The sequence below is a fragment of the Chlamydiota bacterium genome, assembly GCA_012729785.1.
GTDB lineage: Bacteria > Auribacterota > Tritonobacteria > UBA1439 > UBA1439 > UBA1439.
In genome coordinates, this window is sequence record JAAYCL010000044.1 from 74,905 (window position 1) to 99,172 (window position 24,268).

Here is a 24,268-nt window from a genome sequence, read left to right on the forward strand (position 1 = left end):
GAGGGCATCGTCGCCGTGAAAAGAGCACTCGTCGTCATCGCGCTGGCTGTTCTCGCCGCGCCGGTGGCCTATAATGTCGCCACGTCGTATGTCGGGGATGAAGATCTCTGGCGCCTCGCGCGCAGTCTGGAGTTGACGCTCAAGGACGCCCTCCTGCAGAGCAACTACCATGTCCCTGGCTGGAAGCATTTTCGGCCGACGCAGTACGCCGCGTTTTTCCTGCTCGCCCGCCTCTTCGGGAGGGCCGCATGGGCGTACCATCTCTCGTTCTTCTCCGTCCATGTCCTCAGCGCGGTCTTCCTCTATCTCCTGACCCTCCGGTTGACGCACAACAGGGTGTGCGCCCTTGTCGCAGGCACCCTGTTCGCCTTCCATCAGGCCAACACGGAGATCCTGTGCGTGCTCGCATCCTTTCATTACCTGCTGTTGGTTTTTTTCTCCATCCTCACCCTGTTCTTTCTCGCGCGGCATCTCGATCGGGGTCGCATGTCGGATCATGCGCTCTCGGTCCTGTGGTGCATCCTCGGGCTCCTCTCCGACACCCCGGGGGTCATTCTCATGCCGTTCGTGCTCCTGCTGGCGGAGTTGTTCTACCCCGCCAAACTGACCCTGCGGAGAAGGATTTGGCTGTACTCGAGCTACGCGGTCCCTGTGTGCGCCTTTGTATTCGTCCGCCGGCTGCTGGTACCCGCCCCCCTGGTCGGGGCGAGCCATATCGCCGACGTTTCGCATATCATTGCGAACTGCCGCATGATCGTCCGCGCCGTCTTCCTGCCGTACGACACCATGTGTCACCCCCCGTATGGGGGCGTCTTCCTGGCGTTCTCCGTTTTAATCGGGTGCGCGTATGCAGGCGCCTTCCTTCCGTTCATCCGCCGGGGCGGGCTGCGCAACAAGCTCTTTCTCTTCTCCGCTATCTGTTTCTCTCTCTACGTGCTCAGCGCGGGCAACTTCTTCGGGCACGAGAGGATGTGCAGTATGGCAATCCCGTTCTACGCGCTCCTTATGGCATCGCTGTTCTGCAACGGCTATGAGGACACTGGACGGCTGTATAGATTCGCCACGAGTGCTCTCTCTGCAATGCTCATGCTGAACAACTACTCCCTTCTGCTTTTGAGGACACATGACTGGGCCAGGGCGGGACAGATAAACAAGAAGGTGATGGAGATCTTCGTCCGCGGCTCGGATGAGGCCGCAGGCAGGAAGATCCATACCGTCGGCTTCCACGAGGTCCGGCTCTGGTTCCTTCGGGGGAAGCCGATCGTCGGTGATGCGGGCGAGATGTACCGCTGGTGCCATTGGTGGAACGGGAAGGATCGCGCGCTCGATGAGACCTATTTCAGGGAGTGGAGCGGCTACCCGGAGATTCTCCGTGCGTACGCGTACGGTCGGGGGGTGGTGAGGGACGATGATCTGATCGTCGCGCTTGAAAAGCGGAAGGAATACGGCGTCTACTCGTTCGCCGTGAGGGCCGACCGCGCCGAGAACGCCCTTGTCGGCCGGCGGAAGCACGTCAAGGCGCCGCGCGAGTCGTCCCCCATCAGGGTCAACTTCCAATGCTTCAACACCCTCTCCATCCCGATGGAGGGTTTCGAGATCGACGAGGGGAGGAGCTACCAGCCCTGGCGGGGGTATGGATGGGACGGGGAGTTCATCGGGAGGGACGGCATCTGGGACAAGTGGACCGTGGTGGATATCGACCGCAGGAGCGTTTCGGAGCACCTCAGGGACACGTACGTGTTCACCGACAGGGGGAAGGCCACCTGGACTATTGACCTCGACAACGGCCCCTATCGCGTGGATCTCGGATGGTGCGATCCGATCTTCCGGAGAGGCCCGCAACGCGTGGCGATCGAGGGGAAGGTTGTAGCGAGCGCCGGGCCGCTGGAGAGGGACACCCTGTTCTCCGTCGAGAACGTCCCCGTGGAGGTGCGCGACGGGAACCTGACCATGGAACTTATGCCCATGCCGCCGGCATCGAGCGCCATCATCAACTACATCATCATAAGAAAAGGCGCCGAGTAGGTGCGGCGCGGACCGGATATGCGCCCGTTGAAACTTGTTCAGAACGCGAGGCGGACACAGTGACCGGACCCATCGCGCTCTTCTCCGTCAGCGACCTTCGAAATATCGCCGAATTCGGAACAATATTCATCAAGAACGGTTGGCGGGTGGTGGCCACGCCGGACGCCTACGGCGCCCTCAGGACCGCCGGCATCCCCGCGGTCTGCATCGACGAGTTCACGGGCACCGTGGAACGGTACTCGTTTCCCCCCACGCTCCATCCGAAGGTGGAGGCGGCGCTGACCGCGCCGGGATCGGGGGAGCGCATAGAACTCGTGTACGACATCCCGTATCCCCTCGCGCAGGGGAACGACGTGGGCGGGATGACGCTGCTCGCGCTGGCGGTGAAGGGGGGGCGCATCGCCGTGTCGGCGCACGAGGATATGGCCCGTGTCGCGGCGATGGTGAAGGAGCGCGGCGCCGTCCGCGCCGACGAGCGGGAGCGCCTCGCCGCGAAGGCGCTGCGTCTCATCGAAGGCCACTATGGCGCCCTTCTCGACCGAACGGAAATACCTCCTCGCGCCGGCATCCGCGGCGTCGAGCAGACGCGGCTCGCCCACGGTGAGAACCCCTACCAGGAACCCGCCTCCCTGTTCGCCGCATGCCCCGGCAACGACGACCCGCTCGCCCTGCATCGGTTCGAACGGATTTCCGGAGAGACGCCGTGTTTCACCAACATGGCCGACCTCGACAGTGTCGTCGCCACCCTGTGCCGTCTCGCCGGGGCCTACCGGCGGCTCGGCGGCGGCCTCCCGCACATCGCCGTGGCGGCCAAGCACGGCAACGCCTGCGGCCTGTCGGCGGACCGGACGGACCCGCTCGAGGCCATCGAGGGGGCGCTCTGGGGCGACCCGGCGGCGGTCTGGGGGGGGGAGGTCGTCGTCACCTTCGAACTGGACGGCGCGCGCGCCGAGCGTCTCCTGCGGAGCGCGCGGAGAGGGGAACTCCACGGGAGCCCCGGCTGGATGCTCGACGTCGTCGCCGCCCCGGCGTTCTCGGGCGATGCGGTCGAGATTCTCGGGAAGAGGGCGCGGCGGAAGCTGTTTCTGAACCCCGCCCTCGCCGATCCACCCCCCCCGGCGGACCGTTGGAGCTATCGGGGCGTCAGGGGCGGCTTCCTCAGGCAGCCGCACCCGTCCTACCTTCTCGACCTCGGCGAGTTGGAGTGGCCCTCGGGGATGTTCGACGCGGCGTCGCTCGACGACCTTCTCATCGCCTGGGCGGCCGCGTACACCTCGAATCACGGAGGGAACGAGGTGGCGCTCTCCGCAAACCGGGCGCTCATCGGCGTCGGCGGAGGCCCCTCCACCGTCGCGGCAACCGAGACCGCCGTCGCGCGGGCGCATGCGCACGGGCACGCCACGGCGGGCGCGGCGTTCGCCGCCGACGCCTTCTTCCCGTTCACCGATGCGCCGCGGCTCCTCGCCGCGGCGGGGTGCGCCTGCGGCCTCGTCCCCCGGGGCGGGCAAAACGAGGGGGAGGTCCGCTCCTTCTTCTCCACGCACGGCGTCAGGGTCGGCTATCTCCCGGAGCGGTGCCGGGGATTCTGCAGGCACTAGGGACGGGGTGGCGGGTGGCGCGAGGTAGATGCTATACTTGCGCGTCCGGAGGGTTGATCATGATGAAGGTTCTCTTGACCGGGGGGGCGGGGTATATCGGCTCGGTGCTCACCGGGCGCCTTCTCGCGCGCGGGATGGACGTCGCCGTCGTGGACAAGCTCATCTACCGCCAGACCAGCCTGCTTCAGTACTTCGACAACCCGCGCTTCTCCTTCGTCAACGGCGACGTGCGGGACGAGCGGCTGATGCGGGACCTCGTCCGGGACAGGGACGTCATCCTCCCCCTCGCGGCCATTGTGGGCGCGCCTGCCTGCGCGCGGGACCCGGAGTCGAGCACGTCCATCAATCTGCACGCGGTGGCGATGCTCGCCAAGATCAGTTCCGCGGGCCAGGCGGTGATCTACCCCACCACGAACAGCGGCTACGGGACGACCTCCGGCGAGGAGTTCTGCACCGAGGAGACCCCGCTCGCCCCCATCTCCCTCTACGGCAGGGACAAGGTGGAGGCGGAGCGGATCCTGCTCGAGCGGGGCAATGCCGTCACGCTGCGCTTCGCGACCGTCTTCGGCGTGTCGCCGCGGATGCGGCTGGACCTCCTGGTCAACGACTTCACCTTCCGCGCGGTGCGGGATCGCTTCCTGGTGATCTTCGAGAAGCAGTTCAAGCGCAACTTCCTGCACGTCCTGGACGCCGCGGACTGCTTCGTCTTCTGCATCGAACAGTTCGCGCAGATGAAGGGCGAACCGTACAACGTCGGCCTCAACGAGGCGAACATCTCCAAGGAGGAGCTCGCCCTCGCGATCAAGAGGCGGGTCCCCGAACTGTACATCCACTTCGCGGAGGTCGGCTCGGACCCCGACAAGAGAAACTACGTCGTCTCGAACGACAAGATCAACAGGAAGGGGTTTGTGGCGTCCCACGGCCTGGACGAGGGCATCCGGCAGCTCATCCGGGCGTACGCGATGATCGGGAAATCCGAGATGTACAACTGCTGAAGGCGGGGGGAACGATGGCCGATCGGATGGATCTGAGAGGGAAGAGGATCCTCGTGGCGGGCGCGGACGGTTTTCTCGCGCACCACGTGCTCGCGGAACTCGAGAAGCGGGGGGCGCGCGACGTCGTTCAAGCGGACCGGCGCGACTGCGACCTCCGCGAGCAGGCCGATGTCCGCCGGCTTCTCGCGGAGGCGAAACCGCAGGTCGTGGTGAATCTCGCCGGCCTCGTGGGCGGGATCCTGGTGAACACCCAGCGGCCCGCCGAGTTCTTCTACGACAATCTGACGGCGGGCACCCTGCTGATGCACGAATCGTGGCGGGCGGGGGTGGAGAAGTACGCGGCCTGCATGTGCGGCTGCTCCTATCCGGACACGGGTTCTCCGCTGATCTCCGAGGCGATGCTCTGGGACGGCCCCCCGCAGCGGAACTCGGCCCCGTACGGAAGCGCCAAGCGTCTCCTCCCCGTGCAGGCGGAGGCATACCGGCGCCAGTACGGGTTCCGCGCGATTGTCCTCGTCCCGGGAAACATCTACGGTCCCCACGAGAACTTCAGTCTCAACGACGCGCACGTCATCCCCTCCCTCATCAGGAAGTTCTACGAGGCGCGGAGGGGCGGGGCGCCCCGGGTCACGGTCTGGGGGTCGGGGAGCCCCGTCCGCGACTTCGTCTATGCCGGCGACGCCGCGGAGGCGATCGTCCTCGCCCTGGAGACGTACGACGGGGCCGAGATCGTCAACATCTCCTCCGGCACCGCGACCTCGGTGCGGGAGCTCGTACAACTCATCGCCGAACTGTTCAATTACCGGGGGGAGATCGTCTGGGATGCCTCCAAGCCCGACGGGCAGGCGCGCAAGATCTTCGACACCGCCCGGATGCGCCTCCTCCTCGGCTACGAGTGCAGGACTACGCTACGCGAGGGGCTGGAAAAGACCATCGCCTGGCTCGAGGAGAACTATCCGCGGGGGACCGTGCGGCTGTGATCCTCATCCTCGGCGCGCGGGGGTTCGTCGGCTCGGCGTTCTGCGCGGCGTGCGCGGCGGCGGGTCTGGATTTCCAGGGAGTGGACCTCGACGACTACGACGGCGCGCGCGGCGCCCGCTGCGATCTGTTGATCAACGCCGACGGGAACTCGAAGAAGTATCTCGCCGAGAAGGAACCGGCTCGGGACTTCCGGCTCTCCGTCTTGAGCGTAATGGACAGCATCGCGGATTTCTCCTTCCGCAGGTATCTCTATATCTCGTCCACGGCGGTCTATCCCGACCCGTCCGATCCGCGGCGCACCGCCGAAGACGCCGTCCTCGACCCTGCCGCGCAGTCCCGCTACGGCTTCCACAAGCGCCTCGCCGAGGAGCTGGTCGTGAAATACTGTCCCGACTGGCTCATCCTCCGGCTCGGCGGGATGGTGGGGGAGGGGATGCGCAAGGGGCCTATCCACGACATCCTGACGGGGGCGCCGCTTTGGGTCGGCACCAAGTCGAGGTTTCAGTTCATCCACACGCGCGACGTGGCCCGCATCGCCCTTCGGATGCTCGCGGAGGGGAGCGGACAAGAGATCTTCAATGTCTGCGGAAGGGGGACCGTCACGCTCGCCGAGGTGCAGGGGATGGCGGGCCTCGCGGGGGAGAACGACCTGCCCGCCGAGGTATGGGACGTCAATACGGACAAGGCCCATCGCCGCTTCGGCCTCCCCTCGACGGAGGATACGGTGCGCGCCTTCATCGCGCGGCGGCGGTCGTGATGCAGCCCCAAAGGGGGGATAAAGGGAAGAAACGCGCCGCGGGGAATACGCCCCGATCCTCCCCCCCGCGAGGAGGGTCCGGAAAGGCCGCGCCTGGCCGTTCCGCGTCCGGGGTATACCCATTTTTCCGGAATGATGTTATCATCCTCGCCGGAGGTTTCGGCAGAAGGCTCGCAGGGGCGCTCGGCGGACTCCCCAAGCCGATGGTCGAGGTCGCGGGGCGGCCGTTCCTCGAGTGGGTGCTTCTGTACCTGCGGCGCTTCGGTTTCCTGTCGTTTGTCTTCTCCACCGGCTACCGCCGCGAGTCGGTGCGGGGGTTCTTCGGCGACGGGAGACGCTGGGGCGTCGAAATCGAGTACGCCGAGGAGGATGCGCCGCGGGGGACCGCGGGGGCGCTCCATCTGGCCGTCGCCGCCACGCGTTCCGCCGACCTCCTCGTGCTGAACGGCGATTCGCTGTGTTTGTGCGATTTGGGCGAGTTGTATCGGTTCCACCAGTCCCGCGGCGGGGAGGCGACGATCTGCTGCGTCCGTGTCCGGGACGCCTCCCGGTACGGCGCCGTGGTTTTCGACGAGACGGGTATGATCACGCGCTTCGCCGAGAAGGGATGCCCGGGCGGCGGCTGGATCAACGCGGGGATCTACTGGATGCGGAGGGGGTTCATCGAGGGGATGCGGGGGCGCGCGCCCCTCTCGCTCGAGCAGGACATCCTCCCGTGTCGAACGGGGCGGGGGCTGTACGCGTACCGCGCGAACGACCCGTTCATGGACATCGGCACGCACGAGGCGCTCGCGCGCGCGCCCGGATTTGTGAAGAGAAACAATCTGCCGCGCCTTGCGCGTGCTACCGAGGGGGATGCATGATCATCTCGCGAACGCCCGTCCGGGTGAGCTTCCTCGGGGGGGGCTCCGACTACCCGGAGTACTGCCGGGACCATATCGGGATGACCCTGTGCGCCACGATAGACAAGTACTCGTACATCACGGTCAACGCGCTGAGCGGCTTCTTCGATCACAGCATCCGCATCAGCTACTCCAGAACGGAGCTCGCGAAAAAACTCGACGAGATCCAACACCCGTCCGTCAGGGAGTGCCTGCGCAGCATGGGGATCGAGAAGGGGATCGAGGTCCACTACGTCGGGGACCTCCCCGCGCGCACGGGGCTGGGCTCGTCGTCGTCGTTCACCGTGGGGCTGCTCCATGCCCTCTACGCCCACAAGGGGCGGATGGTCGAGAAGCGCCGCCTCGCCGAGGAGGCGGTACGGGTCGAACGGGAGATGATCGGGGAGAGGGTCGGTCTCCAGGACCAGTACGCGTGCGCCTTCGGAGGGTTCCTTCACCTGTCGTTCCGCCGGGGGACGGAGGCGGAGGTGCGGCACCTGACGCTGGCGCCGCAGCGGGTCAAGGCGATACAGGACAGGCTGCTCCTCTTCTACACGGGCCTCCAGCGGACCGCCCACGAGATCCTCGGGGAGCAGATGGAGAAGACCGAGAGAGGTGACGTGGACCGGCAACTCGAGGCGCTCGCCGCGCTCGTCCCCCGCGGGGCCTCGATCCTCTGCGAGAGCGACGACCTCTCGGAGTTCGGCGCGCTGCTCCACGAGAACTGGATGCTGAAGCGGGAGCTGTCGAGCGCCATCACCAACAAAACGATCGATGACTGCTACGAGGCGGCCCGGGCGGCGGGCGCCCTCGGCGGCAAGCTGTGCGGCGCGGGCGGGGGAGGGTTCATCCTCCTCTACGTGGAGCCGTATAACCAGGAAAAGGTCCGCAGGGCTTTGCGATCCCTCCTGGAGGTCCAGTTCTCGTTCGAGACCGAGGGAAGCACGATCATCTTCTACAGGCCGTAACGCGGAAGGCGGATATGGCAGCCAAACCGGCGTTGAGCGTCATCATCTCCTGTTTCAATGAGGAGGAGAGCATCGGGGAGTGCCTGCGGAGGACGATGCAGGCCGTCCCCGACGCCGAGATCCTCGTCATCCACGGCGGGAGCGACAAAACCGCCGACATCGCCGAGGAGATGGCCCGCGGGAACCCGAAGATCACGGTCATCCGGAACCTCGACGACCGGGGAAAGGGGCACGCGATCAAGGTGGGGATCAGGCGGTCGTCCGCCGACGTGATGGTGCAGTTCGACGCCGACCTCCAGTTCATGCCCGAGGAGATACCGAAGGTCGTCCGGCCGATCCTCGCCGGCGAGGCGGATTTCTCGTTCGGCGCGCGCTTCATGAAGGAGTCCGACGTGGAGCGGTACGACTTCAGCTTCTTCCGTGTGATGGGCAACCGCATCGTGAACCGATACGTCAACCTCCTGACCCGGCAGCGGTTCTGCGACATCACGACCGGATTCAAGGCGTGGACGCGGGACGCGATCGAAAGCGTCGCCTTCAAGGACGACCGGTTTATCTACGAGGCGGAGATCGCGGTCAGGGCGGGGCTCGCGGGGCGCCGGTTCGCCATGGTGCCGATCACCTACTTCAACCGATACGGCGGCATCTCGGGACACGGGCGCGGGTGGAAGGAGCCGGTGAGCATCATCTGGACCGGCGTCAAGATCCTGATCTTCTCCACGCTGATACGCCTCTCCCTCTGGTGAACGGCTCGGGGGGCGCGGGCATGCGCGCCGCCGCAACCTCAACGGCGGCGTCTTGCTCGACGGGGTGGTGCGAGGTCCCGTTCCTCATAGCTGTTCTCATCCGCGCTCGTCGCGCTCTTTTTCTTCCTGTGCCTCTCCGGCATGCTGCGTCACGAGATGTGGAGGGACGAGCTCCAGGCGTGGATGATCGCACGGGACAGCGCGACGCCGGCCGAGCTGCTGCGCAATGCCCGCCATGAAAGCCATCCGGCCCTCTGGCACGTTCCCCTCTACGGCGTCTCGCGGGCGACCCGCGATCCGCGGGGGATGCAATTATTGCACCTGTGCATCGCCACGGGTGCGGTGTGCCTTTTCGTGCGCGCCGCGCCCTTTTCCCGGGTACAGAAAGTCTTGTGCGCCCTCGGCTACTTCCCCCTCTTCGAGTACGGGATCATCAGTCGGAGCTACTCCCTCGGGATGGCGCTGCTATTCCTCTTCTGCGCGCTCTGCTGCATGCGCGCGGACATCATCTGGATCGCCTGTACGCTGGCCCTCCTGTGCCAGACGAATCTCATCGGCCTCCTCCTCGCCGTATGCGCCGCGGTGTAGTATGTGCTCGGTCGGGTGCGCGGCGAGCGGCGTTGCGGCGCCTGGATCCGGGTATCCCCCGCGTTGACGCGCATTTCGCTCCGTCGGGCGCGCGCCATATCCGCCGTTCACACCCCCCCGTAGACCTCCAGTTCCGCGATGGTCCAGGGGTAGAGGTTGTCCATCCGGGTGAGGGTCATCCGGATGTAGCGCGCCTTCACGGCGGGGAAGGAGATCCGGAAGAGCTTCTCCCCCGGGTCCGCGATCAGCCGCTGCGTGAAATCCAGGTACGCCCCCCCGTAGTCGACGGGCGTCCATCTCCTGCCATCGTTCGAGATCTCCACGCGGGGGTTCTTGGGGCACTCGTTCGCGCTCTTGAGGATCATCCCGATCCCGGCGATCTTTTCGCTACGCCCAAGGTCAAGCTGGAAGAAGAGGCCTGCAACCTGGTTGTGCCGCGTCGACCATGCCGTCTCCTCCCTGCCGTTGATGGCCAGGGAGGCATCCGACGGGTGCGGGTACGCCGTCGCCGTCCATCCGTGGCGGGGAAGGGGGGCGCCCGGGGGGATCGCGGGGGCGGAAGGGCCCGGGAGGATCTCGTAGAGGCGGTCGCCGCCGGCCTTCACCCTGAGGGCCAGTTCGCCACCGAAGCGGTCGAGGCGGTCGAGCGTCGCGCGCCAGTCGTAGGCCGCCTCGGGATGGGCGCGAACAAGCTGCCACTGCCACTCCAGGCGCGGGAGTCTCCCCACGTGCAGGACGACGTAGCGGACGCCGAGGGAGCGCAGGATGTCGATGGTCTCCCGCGAGGGGAAGCGCTTCATCTGGTCGGCGATGATCTTGTACTCGGGGTAGGCGAACGCCGTCTGGCCGTTGACGATTCGCCTCCCGTGGAAGGCGGCCCAGTACATCGCGGCGGTATCGAGACCCAACGCCCCCCCGATCTCCTCGGGTTCCCAGGGCATCGGGAGTTCGATGACGGGAGCGGTGTCGCGTTGCGCCATCAACCATCGGTATACCGCGGGGGGGTCCCGGGGCACGCAATAGAACGGTTCACCCCACGTGGTGGGGGGGTAGCTGGCATATTCGATGGTCAGAATCGCGAGGAGCCCGGCGCCGAGCACGCCCCGACGGCAGAGACGGGCCGACTGGAGCCGGTCGGCCAGCCACTGCACGCCGAAGCCGGCCATGACGCAGACGTAAATAAGCACGACCATCCCCAGCCCCCCGAGCGTCCTCAGCGCCGGGAAAAAACGATAGACGAGCATGGAGGGCCCGGGGCAGAGCTTCACCCCCGGCGTGAGACATATCCACGGCCCGAGCGAGAGCAGAAAGGCGGCGAGGCAGATGGCGAGCGCGAGCGGGGGCATGTACGCGGGGAGGAAACGCGCCGTCTTCCGGGCGGCAAAGAAACCGATGGCGGCGAGGATCCACGCCGCCGCGCCGAAGAAGTTGACCTGCCGGGCGTTCAACGAGAATCCCGCGGTAGCCCTGCCGTAGAGGATGTTCCCCGGAGACGGCGAGAGATAACTCGAGATCGCGGGGCATATCTCCTGCACCGTCTCGGCGTCCCAGGCGACCCGCTCCTCGCCCATCCCCTTCCTGATCGCACGCAGGGGGGCCGTCGCCGCAGCCAGGCAGAGGGCGAGGAGGGCGAGCATGGCGGCGGCCCTCGCGAGCCCGCCGGGGCCGAGTCGTTTGAGATTGGCGAGGAGGCCGAAGGCGAGCACGGGAAAGAAGGCGAGGCCCAGGTAGAGCCCCCCCACCATGTCGGAGAGGCACTGGACGAGGTACAGCGCGAGAGAGCCGGCGAGGAGCGTGAAGCCGGGCGCCCCGCCGCGGGAAAGGCGTTCAGAGAATTTGAAGAGGAGAAGGATGGCGAAGACGACCCAGTAGTTCGTCACGAACGGGGTGTATTGGAAGTTGGCGGTCCTGACCGGACAGAAGCCGAATATGGCCCCCGAGACGATGGCCGGGAGCTCCCCGCCGGTGAGATGGCGCACAAGGATGTACATCGCGAAAGCGTCGAGGGCGAGGGTGAGGAGATGGAGGATGTTGTAGGAGCCCACCGGGCTCCGGGTGAGCGCGTAGAGCGGGATGTACGCGAGCCCGACCATGTAGTTGTGAAAGACGGAGGGAAGCGTTTGTCGATGCGGATGGTAAAACGGTGCATCGAAGAGGTCCCGGGGATGCCGGAGGACGTTGGCCCTGAAAAACTGGAGCACGGATGCGAACATGAGCGTGTCGAAGTCGTTGTCGAGCGCCGTGTCCAAATGGAGCGGCAGCGGCCAGGAGAATCCGACCGCGAGCACGATGAACACGCACAGGATGGCGAATAACCTCATCATATACCCCTTGATGCAGTGCCGGTCCGCCGCGCGCGGAAACGAGAAAACGACGCGCATCGCCCGCGGGGGAATGGCGCACCTGTTTTCCCGGAATGTCTCTCGCAGATGATGGTGAGGCGCCCCTGCGGCGGTCTCCGCCCGCAGAAGTTAATCAAGAAACGGAGGGCAAGTCAATCTGCGACAGCGTCTGCGACAGCGTCAATGCGCGGCATGAACACGAAACACAACCGCCGCTGCAAAAGCGATATCCGGCGGCCTGCGCAGTCGCCCGCGGATTCAGGATTTGCACTTTCAGCGTGTTTGTTCTTTAGTATACTTGCCCCCGCGCTGCGTCGCCGTCGGGTGCCCCGCTCGTGTGATACGGCAGCGCTAAATCCGGCTTGGCCCCGGTTTGTCTAACTTCTCTGCCGCGAGTATACTATAATCGTTTTCGCATCCTTGCGTGCACACCGGCGCAGTGGCGTTTTTGTAAACTTTTGCGCGGCGCGCCGGACTGCAAGGAGAAGAAGAAGCCCCGCCACCCTCTGATGGCGGGCGTTGCATAACACGTTCTTGTCCATGAAGATACGGCATTTATTTCGGGCGGGAAAGGCTGTTCTTGAGGAGCGCCTCCTGGGCAGGCGGCGGCCGCTGGCGGTCTGGATCGACATCACCAACCGCTGTCCCGCCGGCTGCGCCTACTGCGACATCTCCAAGAGCGGGAAGAAGGACATGCCGCTCGAGGGGCTCCTGCGCATCATGGACGAACTCGCGGCTATGGGGTGCGTGCGTCTTCACCTCACCGGCGGCGACCCCCTCATCAGGGACGATATCGGAGAGATCATCGGGCGCGGGAAAGGAATGGGATTCCTCGTGACCCTTTCCGTCCGCGAACACTTCGTCCGGAGGCGGCTCGAGGCCCTGAAGAACGCCGATATGGTGTTCCTGAGCTTCGAAGGGCTGAAGGATGTCCACGAGGAGCTCAAAGGTAGGGGGAGCTTCCCCCTGCTCCTGGATGCGTTCAAGGCGCTCAGGGAGCGCGGGATACGCACGCTCACCACCACGACGCTCACCAGGCGCAACAGGGAGTTCATCCCGTTCATCCTCGAAACCGCCCGGAACTACGGCTTCGTCACCAACTTCCAGTGCCTTCACTATCCGCTGGGGGCGGCGGGAGGGGGGGGGTTCCGCCGGGAGCACCCGCTGGCGGAACTGCTCCTCGACGAGGAGGAACACCGCCGCATCGGGAACGAGCTCATCGCCCTGAAACGCTCCGGTGCGCCGATCGCCGACTCGGAGATGTGTCTCAGGCGCATCTTCATCGACTGGGAGGATCACCGCGCGATTTTTCTCCCGCGCCGGCCCCCGGGGCACCCGCCGTGCCGGGCGGGCCGGCTCTTCTGCCAGATCGACGTGGAGGGGATCGTCTACCCGTGCGGATCCACTTTCGAACGGGCCCGGAAGGAGCTCTACCTGAACGCCCTCGAGGTCGGGATGCGCAAGGCGTTCCGCGCCCTCCCCGAAAGCTCCTGCGCGGCGTGCGTGCAGGCGTGCCACGTGGAGCTCAACCTGCTCCTGTCGCTGAATCCGGGAACGATCATGCACTGGTGCCGGCAGCTCATCGGAAAGAGGATATGAACGGTTCCGGGAAGCGGAAAAGGGGGCGGGTGGCGCTCGTCAACCTGCCGCAGGTCGTTCCCGACCTGATGTACACCCCGCGCGTGAGGAAGGCCTACACGGACACGGCGCAGATACTCCCCAACCTCAGCCTCGCCTACCTCGCGGGGCACCTGGAGAAGTCTGGGTTCGAGGTCTGCTACGTCGAGGCGTTCGCCCTCCGGCTCTCCGCGGAGGAGATCGTCCGGCGGCTCCGAGAATTCGATCCGATCGCGGTGGGGTATAACCTGATCACGGAGACGTTCCTCGAGTCGCTCGCCTACATCGAGCGGATCAAGCAGGCGTTTCCCGTCCCGGTCATCGTCGGGGGGATGCACCTCTCCCTCTACCCCCGCGAGACCCTCTCCCACGAATGCATCGACTACGGAATCGTCGGCGAGGGGTGGAGAAGTTTCCCCCAACTGCTCCATGCGATCGCCCAGGGAGGGCGGGACGTCGGCGGCATCGACGGTCTGGTACGGAGGGACGACGGAGGGGTGACCTGCGTTCCCCCGACCGCCGACAGCGTCCCGCTCGACCGGGTCCCGTTCCCGGCGCGCCACCTGCTGCCCAACGAGGCCTACTCGTGCGTGATGTCGAAGCGCCACCCTGTGACGGTGATGATCTCCAGCTACGGCTGCCCGTTCAAGTGCGCCTACTGCGACGTGGGCACCATCCGCCACCAGATGCGCAGCGCCGAGAGCGTTATCGCCGAGATGGAGGAGTGCAGGAAGCGGCACGGGATCCGCGAGATATGGTTCCAGGACGAGACGTTCACGCTCAACCCCGGGCGCGTCCAGGCCATCTGCGAGGCGATCCGCCGGAAGAAGCTCGACGTCACCTGGTCGGTGCGGACGCGCGCGGATCTCGTCTCGCCTGACATGCTCGCGTCGATGAAGGCCGCCGGCTGCTTTAAGATGCACTTCGGCGTCGAATCCGCCGACCCCGACGTGCTCTCCCGCCTCGGGCGCTCGATGTCCATCGAGCGGATGCGGGAGGCGTTCTCCTGGGCGCGGGAGGCCGGCATCTCCACGCTCGCGTTCTTCATGATAGGAAACCCCGGGGAGGACCGTCCCGCCCTCAAGCGCTCCATCCGGTTCGCGAAAACGATCCCCTGCGACTTCATCCAGGTGAACAAGTTGACCCCGTGCCCCCCCTCGCGACTGTACAGCCAGGTGGTGAAGGAGACGGGGAGGGACTTCTGGGCGGAGTACACCCTCGGCAGACGCGGGGCGATCGCGGAGATGGGGAACTACTTTTCCGTCTTCCCCCCTGGCGAGCTCGACCGCCGGCAGAAACAATTCTTCAGGGCGTTTTACTACCGGCCCTCGTACGTGGCCCGCAGGCTCCTCGCTGTCCGCTCGTGGCACGAGTTCGCGACGCTCGCCAGGGCGGCTCTCTCGATCCGATAGGCGCCGATGAGGAAAAAGTACTCCCGTGTGCTCATCCGCCGGTTGCGCTCCGGCCGCCCGCTCCGGGCGTTCCGACAGGCGGTGAACGCCCTCGCCGTGATCGGGTCGGCCTGGAGGGGGAGGACGTTCTGCGCCCCGATCTCGGCCACCCTCGCGCTCACCTACCGCTGCACCCAGCGCTGTGCGATGTGTAACTTCCCGCAGCGGGTGCGAAGGGGTGCCGAAGAGATCCCCGGAGAGAGGGCGAAGGAGATCATCGGGGAACTGGCCAGGATGGGGGCGTACGGCGTCTCCTTCTACGGCGGCGAGCCGCTTTTGAGGAGCGACATCGTCGAGCTCGCGGCGGTCGCCCACCGCGCGGGGCTGACCGTGCACATACCCACCAACGGGATGCTGCTGACGGACTCCGTTGCGCGCGCGCTCGTCGAAGCCGGCGTCGATCTGATCACCCTCTCGATGGACGGGGCGACGCCGGAGATGCACGACCGGCAGCGCGGCGTGCCGGGCGCCTTTGCACGCCTGGGCGAGGCCGTCCGCAACGTCCTCTCCGCCCGGCGCCTGCTCGGCCGGGGCTGCCACTGCGCCCTCGCGGCCACGCTCACCGAGGGGAACGTTGATGACGTCGCGGGGATCGTGAATGCCGCCCGCCGGCTCGGGGCGGACACCCTCTCGGTTTTCGAGGCGCAGGATCTCGGCGGCCTGTCGCAACCGTCCGCGGCGGAACGGGCGGCGTCGCTGCTGCGCGCCAACGAGCGGTTGCGCGAAGAGAAGATGCGTCTGCCCGACTTCATCGACAACTCCGAGGCGTACCTCGACTACTGCAGGCGGCTCTTCTCGGGGGAGAGGCCCGTTCTCAGGTGTTTCGCCCCGTACACCGACATCTTCATCGACGCGTATGAGGACGTCTACGCGTGCAACTATTTCTTCGGGATGGCGCAGCCGGTCGGGAACCTGGGAGGGGGGAGTGTGCGGGAGTTCTGGCGCTCAACTGCGTATGATTCCGCGCGGAGGGAGCTGAAGGGCTGCGCCGCGTGCAACTACATGTGCCATCGGGAACTGAGCCTCATGTTCAACAGGGCGTCCCCGTCCGCCGTATGATACAATATCGTGTTCCCGTACAGCCATTCCGATGAAGATCGCGCTCGTTTTCCCGCGGTTGAATTCTAGGTCGGGGGACCCGCCCCTCGGGCTTGGGTACCTCGCCTCCAACCTGCCCGCAGACCTCGGGGCGCGGGTGACCCTCGTGGACGGGACGTTCCTCAAATCGGCGGAGGAATTTCACGCCAGGCTCGAAGAGACTCGCCCCGACCTCGCGGGCATCTACTTCGACACGATGAGCTACGAACGCGGGATCGAGGCTGCCAGGCGGGCGAGGGCGATGGGGGCGTTCGTGGTGGCCGGGGGCCCGCACGCGACGGTCCTCCCCGAGACACTCGTGGATCATGCGGACATCGTGGTGCTGGGCGAGGGTGAGCGGACCTTCGCCGAGGTCGTCCGGGCCTCGGCGTCCCGCGATCTGAAGGGGGTACGGGGCATCTGCTACCGGGAGGGAGGCCGGATCGTCACGAGCGCACCCCGCGAGCCGGTCGCGGATTTGGACGCCTTGGAGTTCCCGGACCGGCGCCTGTTCGATATGGAGAGGTACACGGCGACCTGGCACTACCTCGACATCCTCGGGATGAAGATCAGGGGGACGACGGTCGTCGCCTCCCGGGGCTGCCCCTTCCGGTGCACCTACTGCCAGCCCACGCTGGTGAAGCTGTTCGGCAGCCGGCTGAGGATGCGGAGCCCGTCGAACATCGTCGCGGAGATCGCGGGGCTGAAGCAAGACCACGGCATCAGGGGGATCTTCTTCCACGACGACACGCTGACGGCGAACCGGCGCTGGCTCGAGGAGCTCTGCGACCGCCTCATCGCGGACCGGCTCGATATCCTGTGGGCGTGCAACACGCGGGCCGACATCACCGATGACGCGACGTTCCGGAAGATGCACGAGGCGGGCGTCCGGTATCTCCACATCGGCGCCGAGTCGGGCAGCCAGCGGATACTCGACGACGTCTACAAAAAGCGGATACGCCTCGAGAACATCAAGACGACCATCGCCGCGGCGAGGCGGGCGGGGATCAGGGCGGGCTGCTTTTTCATGCTCGGCGCCCCGACGGAGACAAGGGAGGAGCTCCGCAGGACCATACGATTCGCCTCCTCGCTCGACATAGACGAGGCGACGTTCAACATCGCTACCCCCCTCCCCGGGACATACCTGTTCGACATGGTGACGGAGCTCGGCTACAAAATCAGCGACAACTACACGGATTTCAACTACTATTCACGCAGGGCGTTCGAGGACCCGAACATAGACACCCGGACGCTGAAGAGATTCCAGCGGAAGGCCCTCTTCAGCTTCTACCTGCGGCCCCGGCGCTGGGGGTACATCCTGCGGCATTTCGTGTCGCCCGGGGGCATCCCGAAGCTCGTCACCAAGGTCAGGAGATTCTTCCGATGAAGGTTAAGTTCGTCAACGCAACCCTCGGGGGCGACTACAGCGCGCTCGACATCGCCATCACCTGCCTGGCCACCTACCTGAACGAGAGGACGCCGCATCGCGCCACGATTACGGACCTGACGTTCAGGCGGAGGGTGTGGAAAGAAAAGCTGCTGGCCGACATCGACCGGGATGCGCCGGACCTGATCGGCATCTCCGCCAACACGATGTACATGCAGTACGTGAAGGAGGTCATCGCGCACATCGCGCGGCACCGCAACCTCCCGGTTATCCTCGGCGGCTACCACGCGTCGCTCAAACCCGAGGAGACGCTCTCGCTTCCCGGCGTGGACGCCCTTTTCATCGGAGACGGGGAGCTCACCCTCGCCGACTATCTAAACCGCCTCGAGGGGGGCGGGGACGTCTCGCAGATCCCCGGCGTCTGGACGAAGCGCAACGGAACCATCGTCAAGACCGGCCGGGGGTGTTTCATCAAGGAGATCGACAGTCTCCCGATCCCCAACTGGGACCTCTGGGAGGATCTGGACCTCTACTTCTACTTCCTGGGGATGCTCTACATCATCGGCACGCGCGGCTGCCCGTTCAAGTGCACCTACTGCGACGCGCACGGCATCTCGGAGGCGGTGGAGGGGCAGTACTACCGGGTGCGGGACCCGGTCAGCTACGCGCAGGAGATCGCCTTTCAGTGGGAGAAATATAAGCACCGGAACATGCGGCTCGCCCAGCTCTTCGACCAGATCCCCACCGCCAGCATCGCGTGGCTGCGTCCGTTCTGCGAGTCCTACATGCAGACGAGCGCCTGGGGAAAACTGCGGTACAGCATGTTCGCCCGCATCGACCAGCTCGACGAGGAGAAGCTGGAGCTGCTGGGCAAGTCGGGGTGCGCCCTCCTGCGCGTCGGGATCGAGTCCGGGAACGACTTCATCCGCAACGAGGTCTACGGCAAGCATATCTCCCGGGAGAAGATTAAGGAGATCTTCAGGATCGCCAAGGCGAACGGCATCGGCTTCACGGCGTTCAACATCCTCGGGGGCCCCGCCGAAACCCCGGCGACGCTGCGGGACACCATCCGGCTCGCCATGGAGCTCGACGCGAACCGGACCGCCTTTTTCATCTACAAGCCGTTCACCGAGGAGGGATGCCGGCAGATCTACCAGTACGGCGGATGGATAGACGATGCGCGGTGGAAGGCGGCCGACAACATCACCTTCGGCGCCGTGGTCGAATCGAAGAAGCTAAGGGTCAGGACGGTGGAACGGTACCAGAAAATCGCCTACTTCCTCACCTTCGGCAGACGCCTGCTCAGGATGATCCTGCGCCAGAAGCTACGGTACTTCAGGAACCTCTTCGTCTACCTCCGGCGGGGGTGGCGGTACGGCCTGCACTTCGGCTACACGATGATCTACTACCACATCTACGGCTACGACAACGTCGACAAATGAGGATTGCCTTCGTCCACAGCTTCCCCCAGGAATACCACGGCATCATGTACCTCGCCGCGGCGCTCAAGGCCGCGGGGCACGAGTGCGAGGTGTTCGTCACCTCGCTCGAGAAGAACATCCTCGGGGAGCTCGCCCGTTTCGCCCCCCGCCTCGTGGGTTTCTCCTGCACCACCGGCGAGCACCTCGCGATGGCGCGCCTTGCCGGACGGGTCAGGCGGGAGCTCGGCGCGATGACCGTCTTCGGCGGAGCGCACGCGACCGTCTGCCCCGAGATCGTCGAGCACGAGGGCGTGGACGCCGTCTGCGTCGGGGAGGGGGAGGACGCCCTCTGCGAGCTCGCGGCGGTCCTGGAGCGGAACGGAGAGATCGCCGAAATCAGGAACCTTTGGGTCAAGCGCGGCGGCGCCGTGGTGAAGAACGAACCCAGGCCGCTGCGGGAGGATCTCGAGAGCCTCCCCCGGCCCGACTGGTCCCTGTACTACAAGTACCGGTTCCTCCGCGAGAAGACGACGAAGACGTTCATCGGGAGCCGTGGGTGCCCGTTCCGCTGCACCTTCTGCACGGACCCGTATTTCCAGTCGCTCTACCGCGGGAAGGGGAGGTACCTCAGGATGCGGGCTCCGCGGAGCTTCGCCGCGGAGATACGGGAGCAGAAGGAGATCCTGCGCTTCGACACGGTCACCTTCGACGACGAGGTCTTCGTCTGGAACAGGGACTGGCTGCGCGAGTTCCTCCCTCTCTATCGCAGGGAGGTCGGCCTCCCGTTCTTCTGCGGCGTCAGGGCGGACACCCTGACCGAGGAGATCGTGGGCGAGTTGCGCGAGGCCGGCTGCTACGGGATGTCGTTCGGCGTCGAGAGCGGGAGCGAATTCGTCCGGAACGAAATAGGGGGGAAGGGGATCAGCAACGAGCAGATCGTCTCGGCGGCCCGGTGGGTGAAGGCGCGGGGGATCATTTTGAGGACGACCAGCATGTTCTGCATGCCGGGCGAGACCCCCGCGCGGGCCTGGGAGACCGTGCGCCTCAACGTCGACTGCCGGGTCGACCACCCGTTCGCCTACGTCTACCAGCCCCTCCCGAAGACCGGGATGTACGACTACGCCAAGGCGCGCGGCTACCTCGGCGACGGGTTCAACTTCGACCGGCTCGAGCCGCTCCACCTCGGCGACAATCCTTTGCGGCTGGAGAGGAAGGGGGAAATCCTGAACATCCAGAAGCTCTTTTACCTCGCGGTCCGCCACCCGCGCCTCATCCCCCTGCTGCGGCTCCTCGTGAAACTCCCCCCGAACCCGCTCTTCAACGGAATCTTCAAGATCTGCCTGGTGAGGAACTACTCGCGCTACAAGAAACTGGGCCTGCGCAAGACCCTCGCGATCGCCCTGAAGACGCGCGGTATCGCGCAGGAGGTCGAACCGCTATGACGGTTGAACGGTGCGACGCGATCGTGCTCGGGGGAGGGCCCGCCGGCCTCGCCGCCGCGGATCGTCTGGCGGAGGGGGGGATGCGGGTCGTCCTTCTCGAGGCGGACACGGAGCTCGGCGGCCTGGCGAAATCGTTCCGGCAGGACGGGAAGTGGATCCCGATCACCTACCACCACGTCATGGGGATCGACACCGCCACCCACCGGTTCCTGAAAAGGTTCGGTTTGTGGGAATCGATGGTCTGGAAGAGCATCAAGGTCGTCTTCTGGTTCCACGGGAAGGCGTACCCGCTCGTGCAGCCGTGGCACATCCTCGGCTTCGCCCCGCTCACCCCCCTGGAACGGCTCCGCCTCGTCCGTTTCGGCGTGGTCTGCTATTTCAAGAAGAACTGGCACGCGTTCGACGCGGTCAGGAGCGACGAATGGATCGAGCGGATGCTCGGCGGGAGGGCGCGGAAGGCGATCTTCGAGCCGCTCGCCGAGATGGAGTTCGGGACGCCCCTCTCCGCGGTGAGCAGCGGCTGGCTCGGCTACCGCCTCCACGAGAGCGCCCGGAACAGGTCCAGCTACGGCTACCCGTCCAAGGACCTGAAGGCGCTCATCGACGGGATCGCCGCGGCCGTCGAGAAGAAGGGCGGGCGCATCATGCGGGGGGTCGAGGCGGTCCGGGTGGGGCGGGGGACGGTGGAGGCCGTCGGCCCGAACGGGACGCGGCACCGCCTGGAGTCGCCGAGGATCGTCAGCGCCGTCCCGCCGGAGATACTGCTGCGCATACACGAGGAGCCGGGGCGGCTGGATCCGGAACTCTCCACGATCCGCTACCGCCCCCTCATCTGCATGTGCTTCGGCTCGCGCCACCTCATCTCGCCGCACTACTGGAACGTCTTCATGGAGCCGGTCCTCCGTTTCGGGGGCATCTTCAACCACACCGCCCTCTTCCCGGAGGGGGGGGCGCACGGGGAATATGTCTACTACCTGTTCAGCTACGCCGACGAGGAATCCCCCCTCTACCGGACCTCCGAGGAGGAACTCGCGGCGATCTACCTCGAGGACATCCGCACCGTCTGCCCGAAATTCGACTATCTTTGGCGGAGGATATTCAAGATACCGTACAGCACGCCCCGGTACGGCCTCGGGTACAAAAACCCGCCCGTCGAGAGCGTCTACCCCGGCCTCTTCTTCGCCGGTGTGTACCGCAGGTACCCCTGCACCAGGACGATGCACACGGCGCTGCTGAGCGGCTGCGAGACGGCGGCGGCGGTTCTGAAGAAGGGGTGAGCGGATGGAACGGCCCCCGCCTGCGCCGTCGAATGTGCCGCCGGGGAAACGGATCCTGATCGTCATCCCCGTCTACAACGAGCGGGAGAACATCGTCGGCCTGCTTGACCAGCTCCTCGCCATCCCGCCCGCCCTCGACGTCCTCCTCATCGAGGACAACTCCCCGGACGGCACGGGGGCGGTCGTGGACGCCTACAGCCGGGAGAATCCCCGCGTCGCGGTCATACACCGGCCCGGAAAACTCGGCCTCGGCACCGCCTACGTCCGCGGGTTCGCCTACGCCATCGGGAACGGGTACGACTACGTCATCGAGATGGACGCCGACAACTCCCACGACCCCAAGTACATAGCCCCGTTCATCGAGGCGATCGAGGGATACGACCTCGTGATCGGCTCCCGTTATCTGAAGGGGGTGAGCTCGGTCAACTGGCCGTTCTGGCGCCTCGTGATGAGCTACCTCGCCAACAAGTACGTGCGCTTCGTGTCGGGGATGCCGTACACCGACTGCACCGGGGGCTACAAGATCATCTCCCGCCGTGCGCTCGAGGCGATCGACCTCCGCGAGGTGAAGTCCAACTCCTTTTCGTTCCAGTTCGAGCTTCTCTACCGGATGCACGCGAAGGGGATGCGGATCAGGGAGATTCCCATCATCTTCTACGAGCGCGCCATCGGGAAGTCCAAGATGGACAAGAAGACGTTCTTCGAGGCGCTTTTGAAGGTAATCCAGCTCCGCCTGAAGCGTGCGCGTGGGCGGCTCTGAGAGATGAAGACGCCGTCCTCTTCGCGCGAAAAGGCTTTTCGTGGCGCGCGTCCCGCGCCGAAACGCTTGCTGAAGACGCTCGGCGAGGTCGCGGCAATCCTCGGGATAGCTCTCCTCGTGGTGTTCCTCTTCTTGCATGTGCCCATGAACGCCGATTCATATGTTCCCTACACCAACCTCGCGTGGGAGCACTTCATGTCCATGTCGATTGGGGCGTGGAGTACATCAAGGCGCTCTACGGGAACCGGGACCAGTGCAACGTGGCGGCGTGGCCGATGGATTCCGACGAGGTCGTGCGGAGGGTGTGCGACATCTGCCGGCAGACAGGCAGAACGCCGATGTTCATACGGATGAAGGAGCGGTCAGGCACCGACCTCGCGTTTTTGAAGAGGAACTTCTGGGGGCTCGTGCCGATGCAACTCGACTGCGATGCCGGCGCGTGGGAGATCTGGTGCCGGCCCGTGAGAAGGTGGAGGAGATACTCGCACGGGGGATACGGCGCGGCCCCCGGGACCGCACACTACCCGCGCAGCCGGTACTTCAGGAGCGCGCAGAAGATCCTCGGCACGTCCCGCCAACTTATCTTCTTTCCCTGGTCGAAGCGCCGCGGGTAGTACCTGACGGGGACCTCATGGATGCGGTGCCCGCGCTTGAGGAGCTTGGCCGCGATTTCCACCTCGATGCCGAAGCCGTCGGATTTGATGTCGAGTGACCGGAAGATGTCCGTTCTGATGAGTTTGTAGCCGATCATGACGTCCGTGACGGTGGCGGTGAAGAGGACGTTGACCAAGAAATTGAGGGCGAGCCCCGCGAGGAACACCGCCCTGTCGGCCGACGATCCCTGGACGGCGTGGTGGTAGTCGTAGTTGATCATCCGGGTCCCGAAGACGACGTCCGAGACCCCCTCCCGCACGGGCTCCAGCAAAAAACGATAGTCGTCGGGGTCGAGCTCCAGATCGGCGTCCTGGATGATGACGTAGTCGCCGGTCGCGTGCGCGAGGCCGGTCCGTATCGCCGCCCCCTTTCCGCTGTTGCGCTCGTGGCGGACGATCGTCGCCTTCCCCTGCAGCGCATCGCGGGCGAGATCCCCGGAGCCGTCGGTCGAGCAGTCGTCCACGACGATGAGTTCCTTCTCGGCGGGGATCTGCACCGCGAGGACCTTCCGCGCGATATCGAGGATCGTGCTTTTCTCGTTGTAGCAGGGGATGATGATGCTGAGTTTCATCGGTTCCTTACGCGCCGAAATCGACCGAGAGGGCCAGCCCCTCGGCGCCGCGCAGTTGTTCGGCTATTGTAACCGTCCTGAGCCCGCAGTCAAGGATAAGCTCCCGGGTGACGGGCCCGTAACGCGTCCCGAGGAAACCGTACGGATGCACGCAGAGGACCCTCCCGGGGAGAAGGTGGGGGCGGAGGGCGTCTGCGATTTCTTCAGGGCCGGGCTCGTGCAGGATCAGGGGGACGTCCATAAAGGCGATGCACCGCTCCATCGGGTCCAGCCGGGCGGCGGAGCAGAGCAGCGACGAGGAGTAGGCGATCCCCAGGCGCCTCAAAACGGGGTAGCAGCCGGGGGCCATGGCGAGGTTCGGCGCGCGGTAGCCGCTGAACGAGATGCCGGCGCGCCGGAAGGCGGCGATGCAGCGTTGCAGGTCGGTCTCAAACCGCGCGGGCGTCATCCGGTTTGGCGAGAGGTGATGGTATCCGTGGAGGCCGATCTCGCAGCCGAGCCCCTGCATCCTCAGCGCCCAGCCGGTGTTCTTCTCGATGAACGATCCCGTCGCAAAGACCGTTATCCGCAGGCCGTTTCGAACGAGTCCCTCCAGGTAGGCGCGTGTCGTCGCCGCGTCGCATCTCGTCGCGCACCTGTAGAATCGGAGCAGGGCGCTCGGAGCGGACAGGCCGCCCGAGGTTCGCCAGACATTCAGGCCGGCATGCCATTTCTCGCGAAGAGTGCTCAC

General features: G+C 65.6%; 21 protein-coding genes. 18 read left to right on the forward strand and 3 right to left on the reverse strand.

What is annotated here, in order from left to right; translation table 11 throughout:
• Positions 1-15 precede the first annotated feature (15 nt).
• From GXY35_11360 to GXY35_11400, 9 genes are all read left to right on the forward strand, one after another.
• Positions 16-2,025: a glycosyltransferase family 39 protein gene (locus tag GXY35_11360; protein NLW95174.1), complete on the forward strand. Its 2,010-nt coding sequence runs from the start codon at positions 16-18 to the stop codon at positions 2,023-2,025.
• A gap of 59 nt (positions 2,026-2,084) precedes the next feature.
• Positions 2,085-3,623 carry a hypothetical protein gene (locus GXY35_11365; protein ID NLW95175.1) on the forward strand — a complete coding sequence of 513 codons (1,539 nt, stop codon included), beginning with the start codon at positions 2,085-2,087 and terminating at the stop codon, positions 3,621-3,623.
• 56 nt (positions 3,624-3,679) lie between these two features.
• Positions 3,680-4,618, forward strand: coding sequence for an NAD(P)-dependent oxidoreductase (locus GXY35_11370; protein NLW95176.1), 939 nt, complete (start codon positions 3,680-3,682; stop codon positions 4,616-4,618).
• A 14-nt stretch (positions 4,619-4,632) separates the two neighbouring features.
• Complete coding sequence (locus GXY35_11375) at positions 4,633-5,598, forward strand: GDP-L-fucose synthase (GenBank protein NLW95177.1); 966 nt, start codon at positions 4,633-4,635, stop codon at positions 5,596-5,598.
• Positions 5,595-6,356 (forward strand): NAD-dependent epimerase/dehydratase family protein, encoded by a 762-nt coding sequence (locus tag GXY35_11380; protein ID NLW95178.1) that lies wholly within the window; start codon positions 5,595-5,597, stop codon positions 6,354-6,356. Before GXY35_11375 ends, GXY35_11380 begins: the two co-directional genes overlap by 4 nt.
• Positions 6,353-7,219 (forward strand): NTP transferase domain-containing protein, encoded by an 867-nt coding sequence (locus GXY35_11385; GenBank protein ID NLW95179.1) that lies wholly within the window; start codon positions 6,353-6,355, stop codon positions 7,217-7,219. The genes GXY35_11380 and GXY35_11385 overlap by 4 nt, the downstream gene beginning before the upstream one ends.
• Positions 7,216-8,205 (forward strand): kinase, encoded by a 990-nt coding sequence (locus GXY35_11390; protein ID NLW95180.1) that lies wholly within the window; start codon positions 7,216-7,218, stop codon positions 8,203-8,205. Before GXY35_11385 ends, GXY35_11390 begins: the two co-directional genes overlap by 4 nt.
• A gap of 14 nt (positions 8,206-8,219) precedes the next feature.
• Positions 8,220-8,951, forward strand: coding sequence for a glycosyltransferase family 2 protein (locus GXY35_11395; GenBank protein ID NLW95181.1), 732 nt, complete (start codon positions 8,220-8,222; stop codon positions 8,949-8,951).
• A gap of 156 nt (positions 8,952-9,107) precedes the next feature.
• A complete protein-coding gene (locus GXY35_11400) occupies positions 9,108-9,539 on the forward strand; it encodes a hypothetical protein (protein NLW95182.1) in 432 nt (143 codons plus the stop codon).
• Positions 9,540-9,646: 107 nt separating this feature from the next.
• Here GXY35_11400 and GXY35_11405 read toward each other — a convergent pair whose 3' ends face one another.
• The gene (locus tag GXY35_11405; GenBank protein ID NLW95183.1) at positions 9,647-11,863 is read right to left on the reverse strand and encodes a discoidin domain-containing protein; all 2,217 of its coding nucleotides are present in this window, start codon (positions 11,861-11,863) and stop codon (positions 9,647-9,649) included.
• 558 nt (positions 11,864-12,421) lie between these two features.
• On the opposite strand from GXY35_11405, the gene GXY35_11410 reads away from it, so the two are divergent.
• From GXY35_11410 to GXY35_11450, 9 genes are all read left to right on the forward strand, one after another.
• Entirely contained in the window at positions 12,422-13,480 is a 1,059-nt protein-coding gene (locus tag GXY35_11410) for a radical SAM protein (protein ID NLW95184.1), read from the forward strand.
• Positions 13,477-14,910, forward strand: coding sequence for a radical SAM protein (locus GXY35_11415; protein NLW95185.1), 1,434 nt, complete (start codon positions 13,477-13,479; stop codon positions 14,908-14,910). Before GXY35_11410 ends, GXY35_11415 begins: the two co-directional genes overlap by 4 nt.
• 6 nt (positions 14,911-14,916) lie before the next feature.
• Positions 14,917-16,008: a radical SAM protein gene (locus GXY35_11420; protein ID NLW95186.1), complete on the forward strand. Its 1,092-nt coding sequence runs from the start codon at positions 14,917-14,919 to the stop codon at positions 16,006-16,008.
• 31 nt (positions 16,009-16,039) lie between these two features.
• The gene (locus tag GXY35_11425; GenBank protein NLW95187.1) at positions 16,040-17,413 is read left to right on the forward strand and encodes a radical SAM protein; all 1,374 of its coding nucleotides are present in this window, start codon (positions 16,040-16,042) and stop codon (positions 17,411-17,413) included.
• Positions 17,410-18,855, forward strand: coding sequence for a B12-binding domain-containing radical SAM protein (locus GXY35_11430; GenBank protein NLW95188.1), 1,446 nt, complete (start codon positions 17,410-17,412; stop codon positions 18,853-18,855). Before GXY35_11425 ends, GXY35_11430 begins: the two co-directional genes overlap by 4 nt.
• On the forward strand, positions 18,852-20,276 hold the full coding sequence (locus tag GXY35_11435; protein ID NLW95189.1) for a B12-binding domain-containing radical SAM protein: 1,425 nt from the start codon (positions 18,852-18,854) through the stop codon (positions 20,274-20,276). The genes GXY35_11430 and GXY35_11435 overlap by 4 nt, the downstream gene beginning before the upstream one ends.
• Positions 20,273-21,553, forward strand: coding sequence for an NAD(P)-binding protein (locus GXY35_11440; GenBank protein NLW95190.1), 1,281 nt, complete (start codon positions 20,273-20,275; stop codon positions 21,551-21,553). Before GXY35_11435 ends, GXY35_11440 begins: the two co-directional genes overlap by 4 nt.
• A gap of 4 nt (positions 21,554-21,557) precedes the next feature.
• Complete coding sequence (locus tag GXY35_11445) at positions 21,558-22,313, forward strand: polyprenol monophosphomannose synthase (protein NLW95191.1); 756 nt, start codon at positions 21,558-21,560, stop codon at positions 22,311-22,313.
• Between the two features lie 182 nt (positions 22,314-22,495).
• Positions 22,496-22,927 (forward strand): hypothetical protein, encoded by a 432-nt coding sequence (locus GXY35_11450; GenBank protein NLW95192.1) that lies wholly within the window; start codon positions 22,496-22,498, stop codon positions 22,925-22,927.
• Here the strand turns inward: GXY35_11450 and GXY35_11455 are convergent.
• Both GXY35_11455 and GXY35_11460 read right to left on the reverse strand, forming a co-directional pair.
• Positions 22,834-23,538, reverse strand: a complete 705-nt coding sequence (locus tag GXY35_11455; protein NLW95193.1) for a glycosyltransferase family 2 protein — start codon at positions 23,536-23,538, stop codon at positions 22,834-22,836. The two genes, GXY35_11450 and GXY35_11455, sit on opposite strands and share 94 nt — an antisense overlap.
• A 7-nt stretch (positions 23,539-23,545) precedes the next feature.
• Entirely contained in the window at positions 23,546-24,268 is a 723-nt protein-coding gene (locus GXY35_11460; GenBank protein NLW95194.1) for a polysaccharide deacetylase family protein, read from the reverse strand.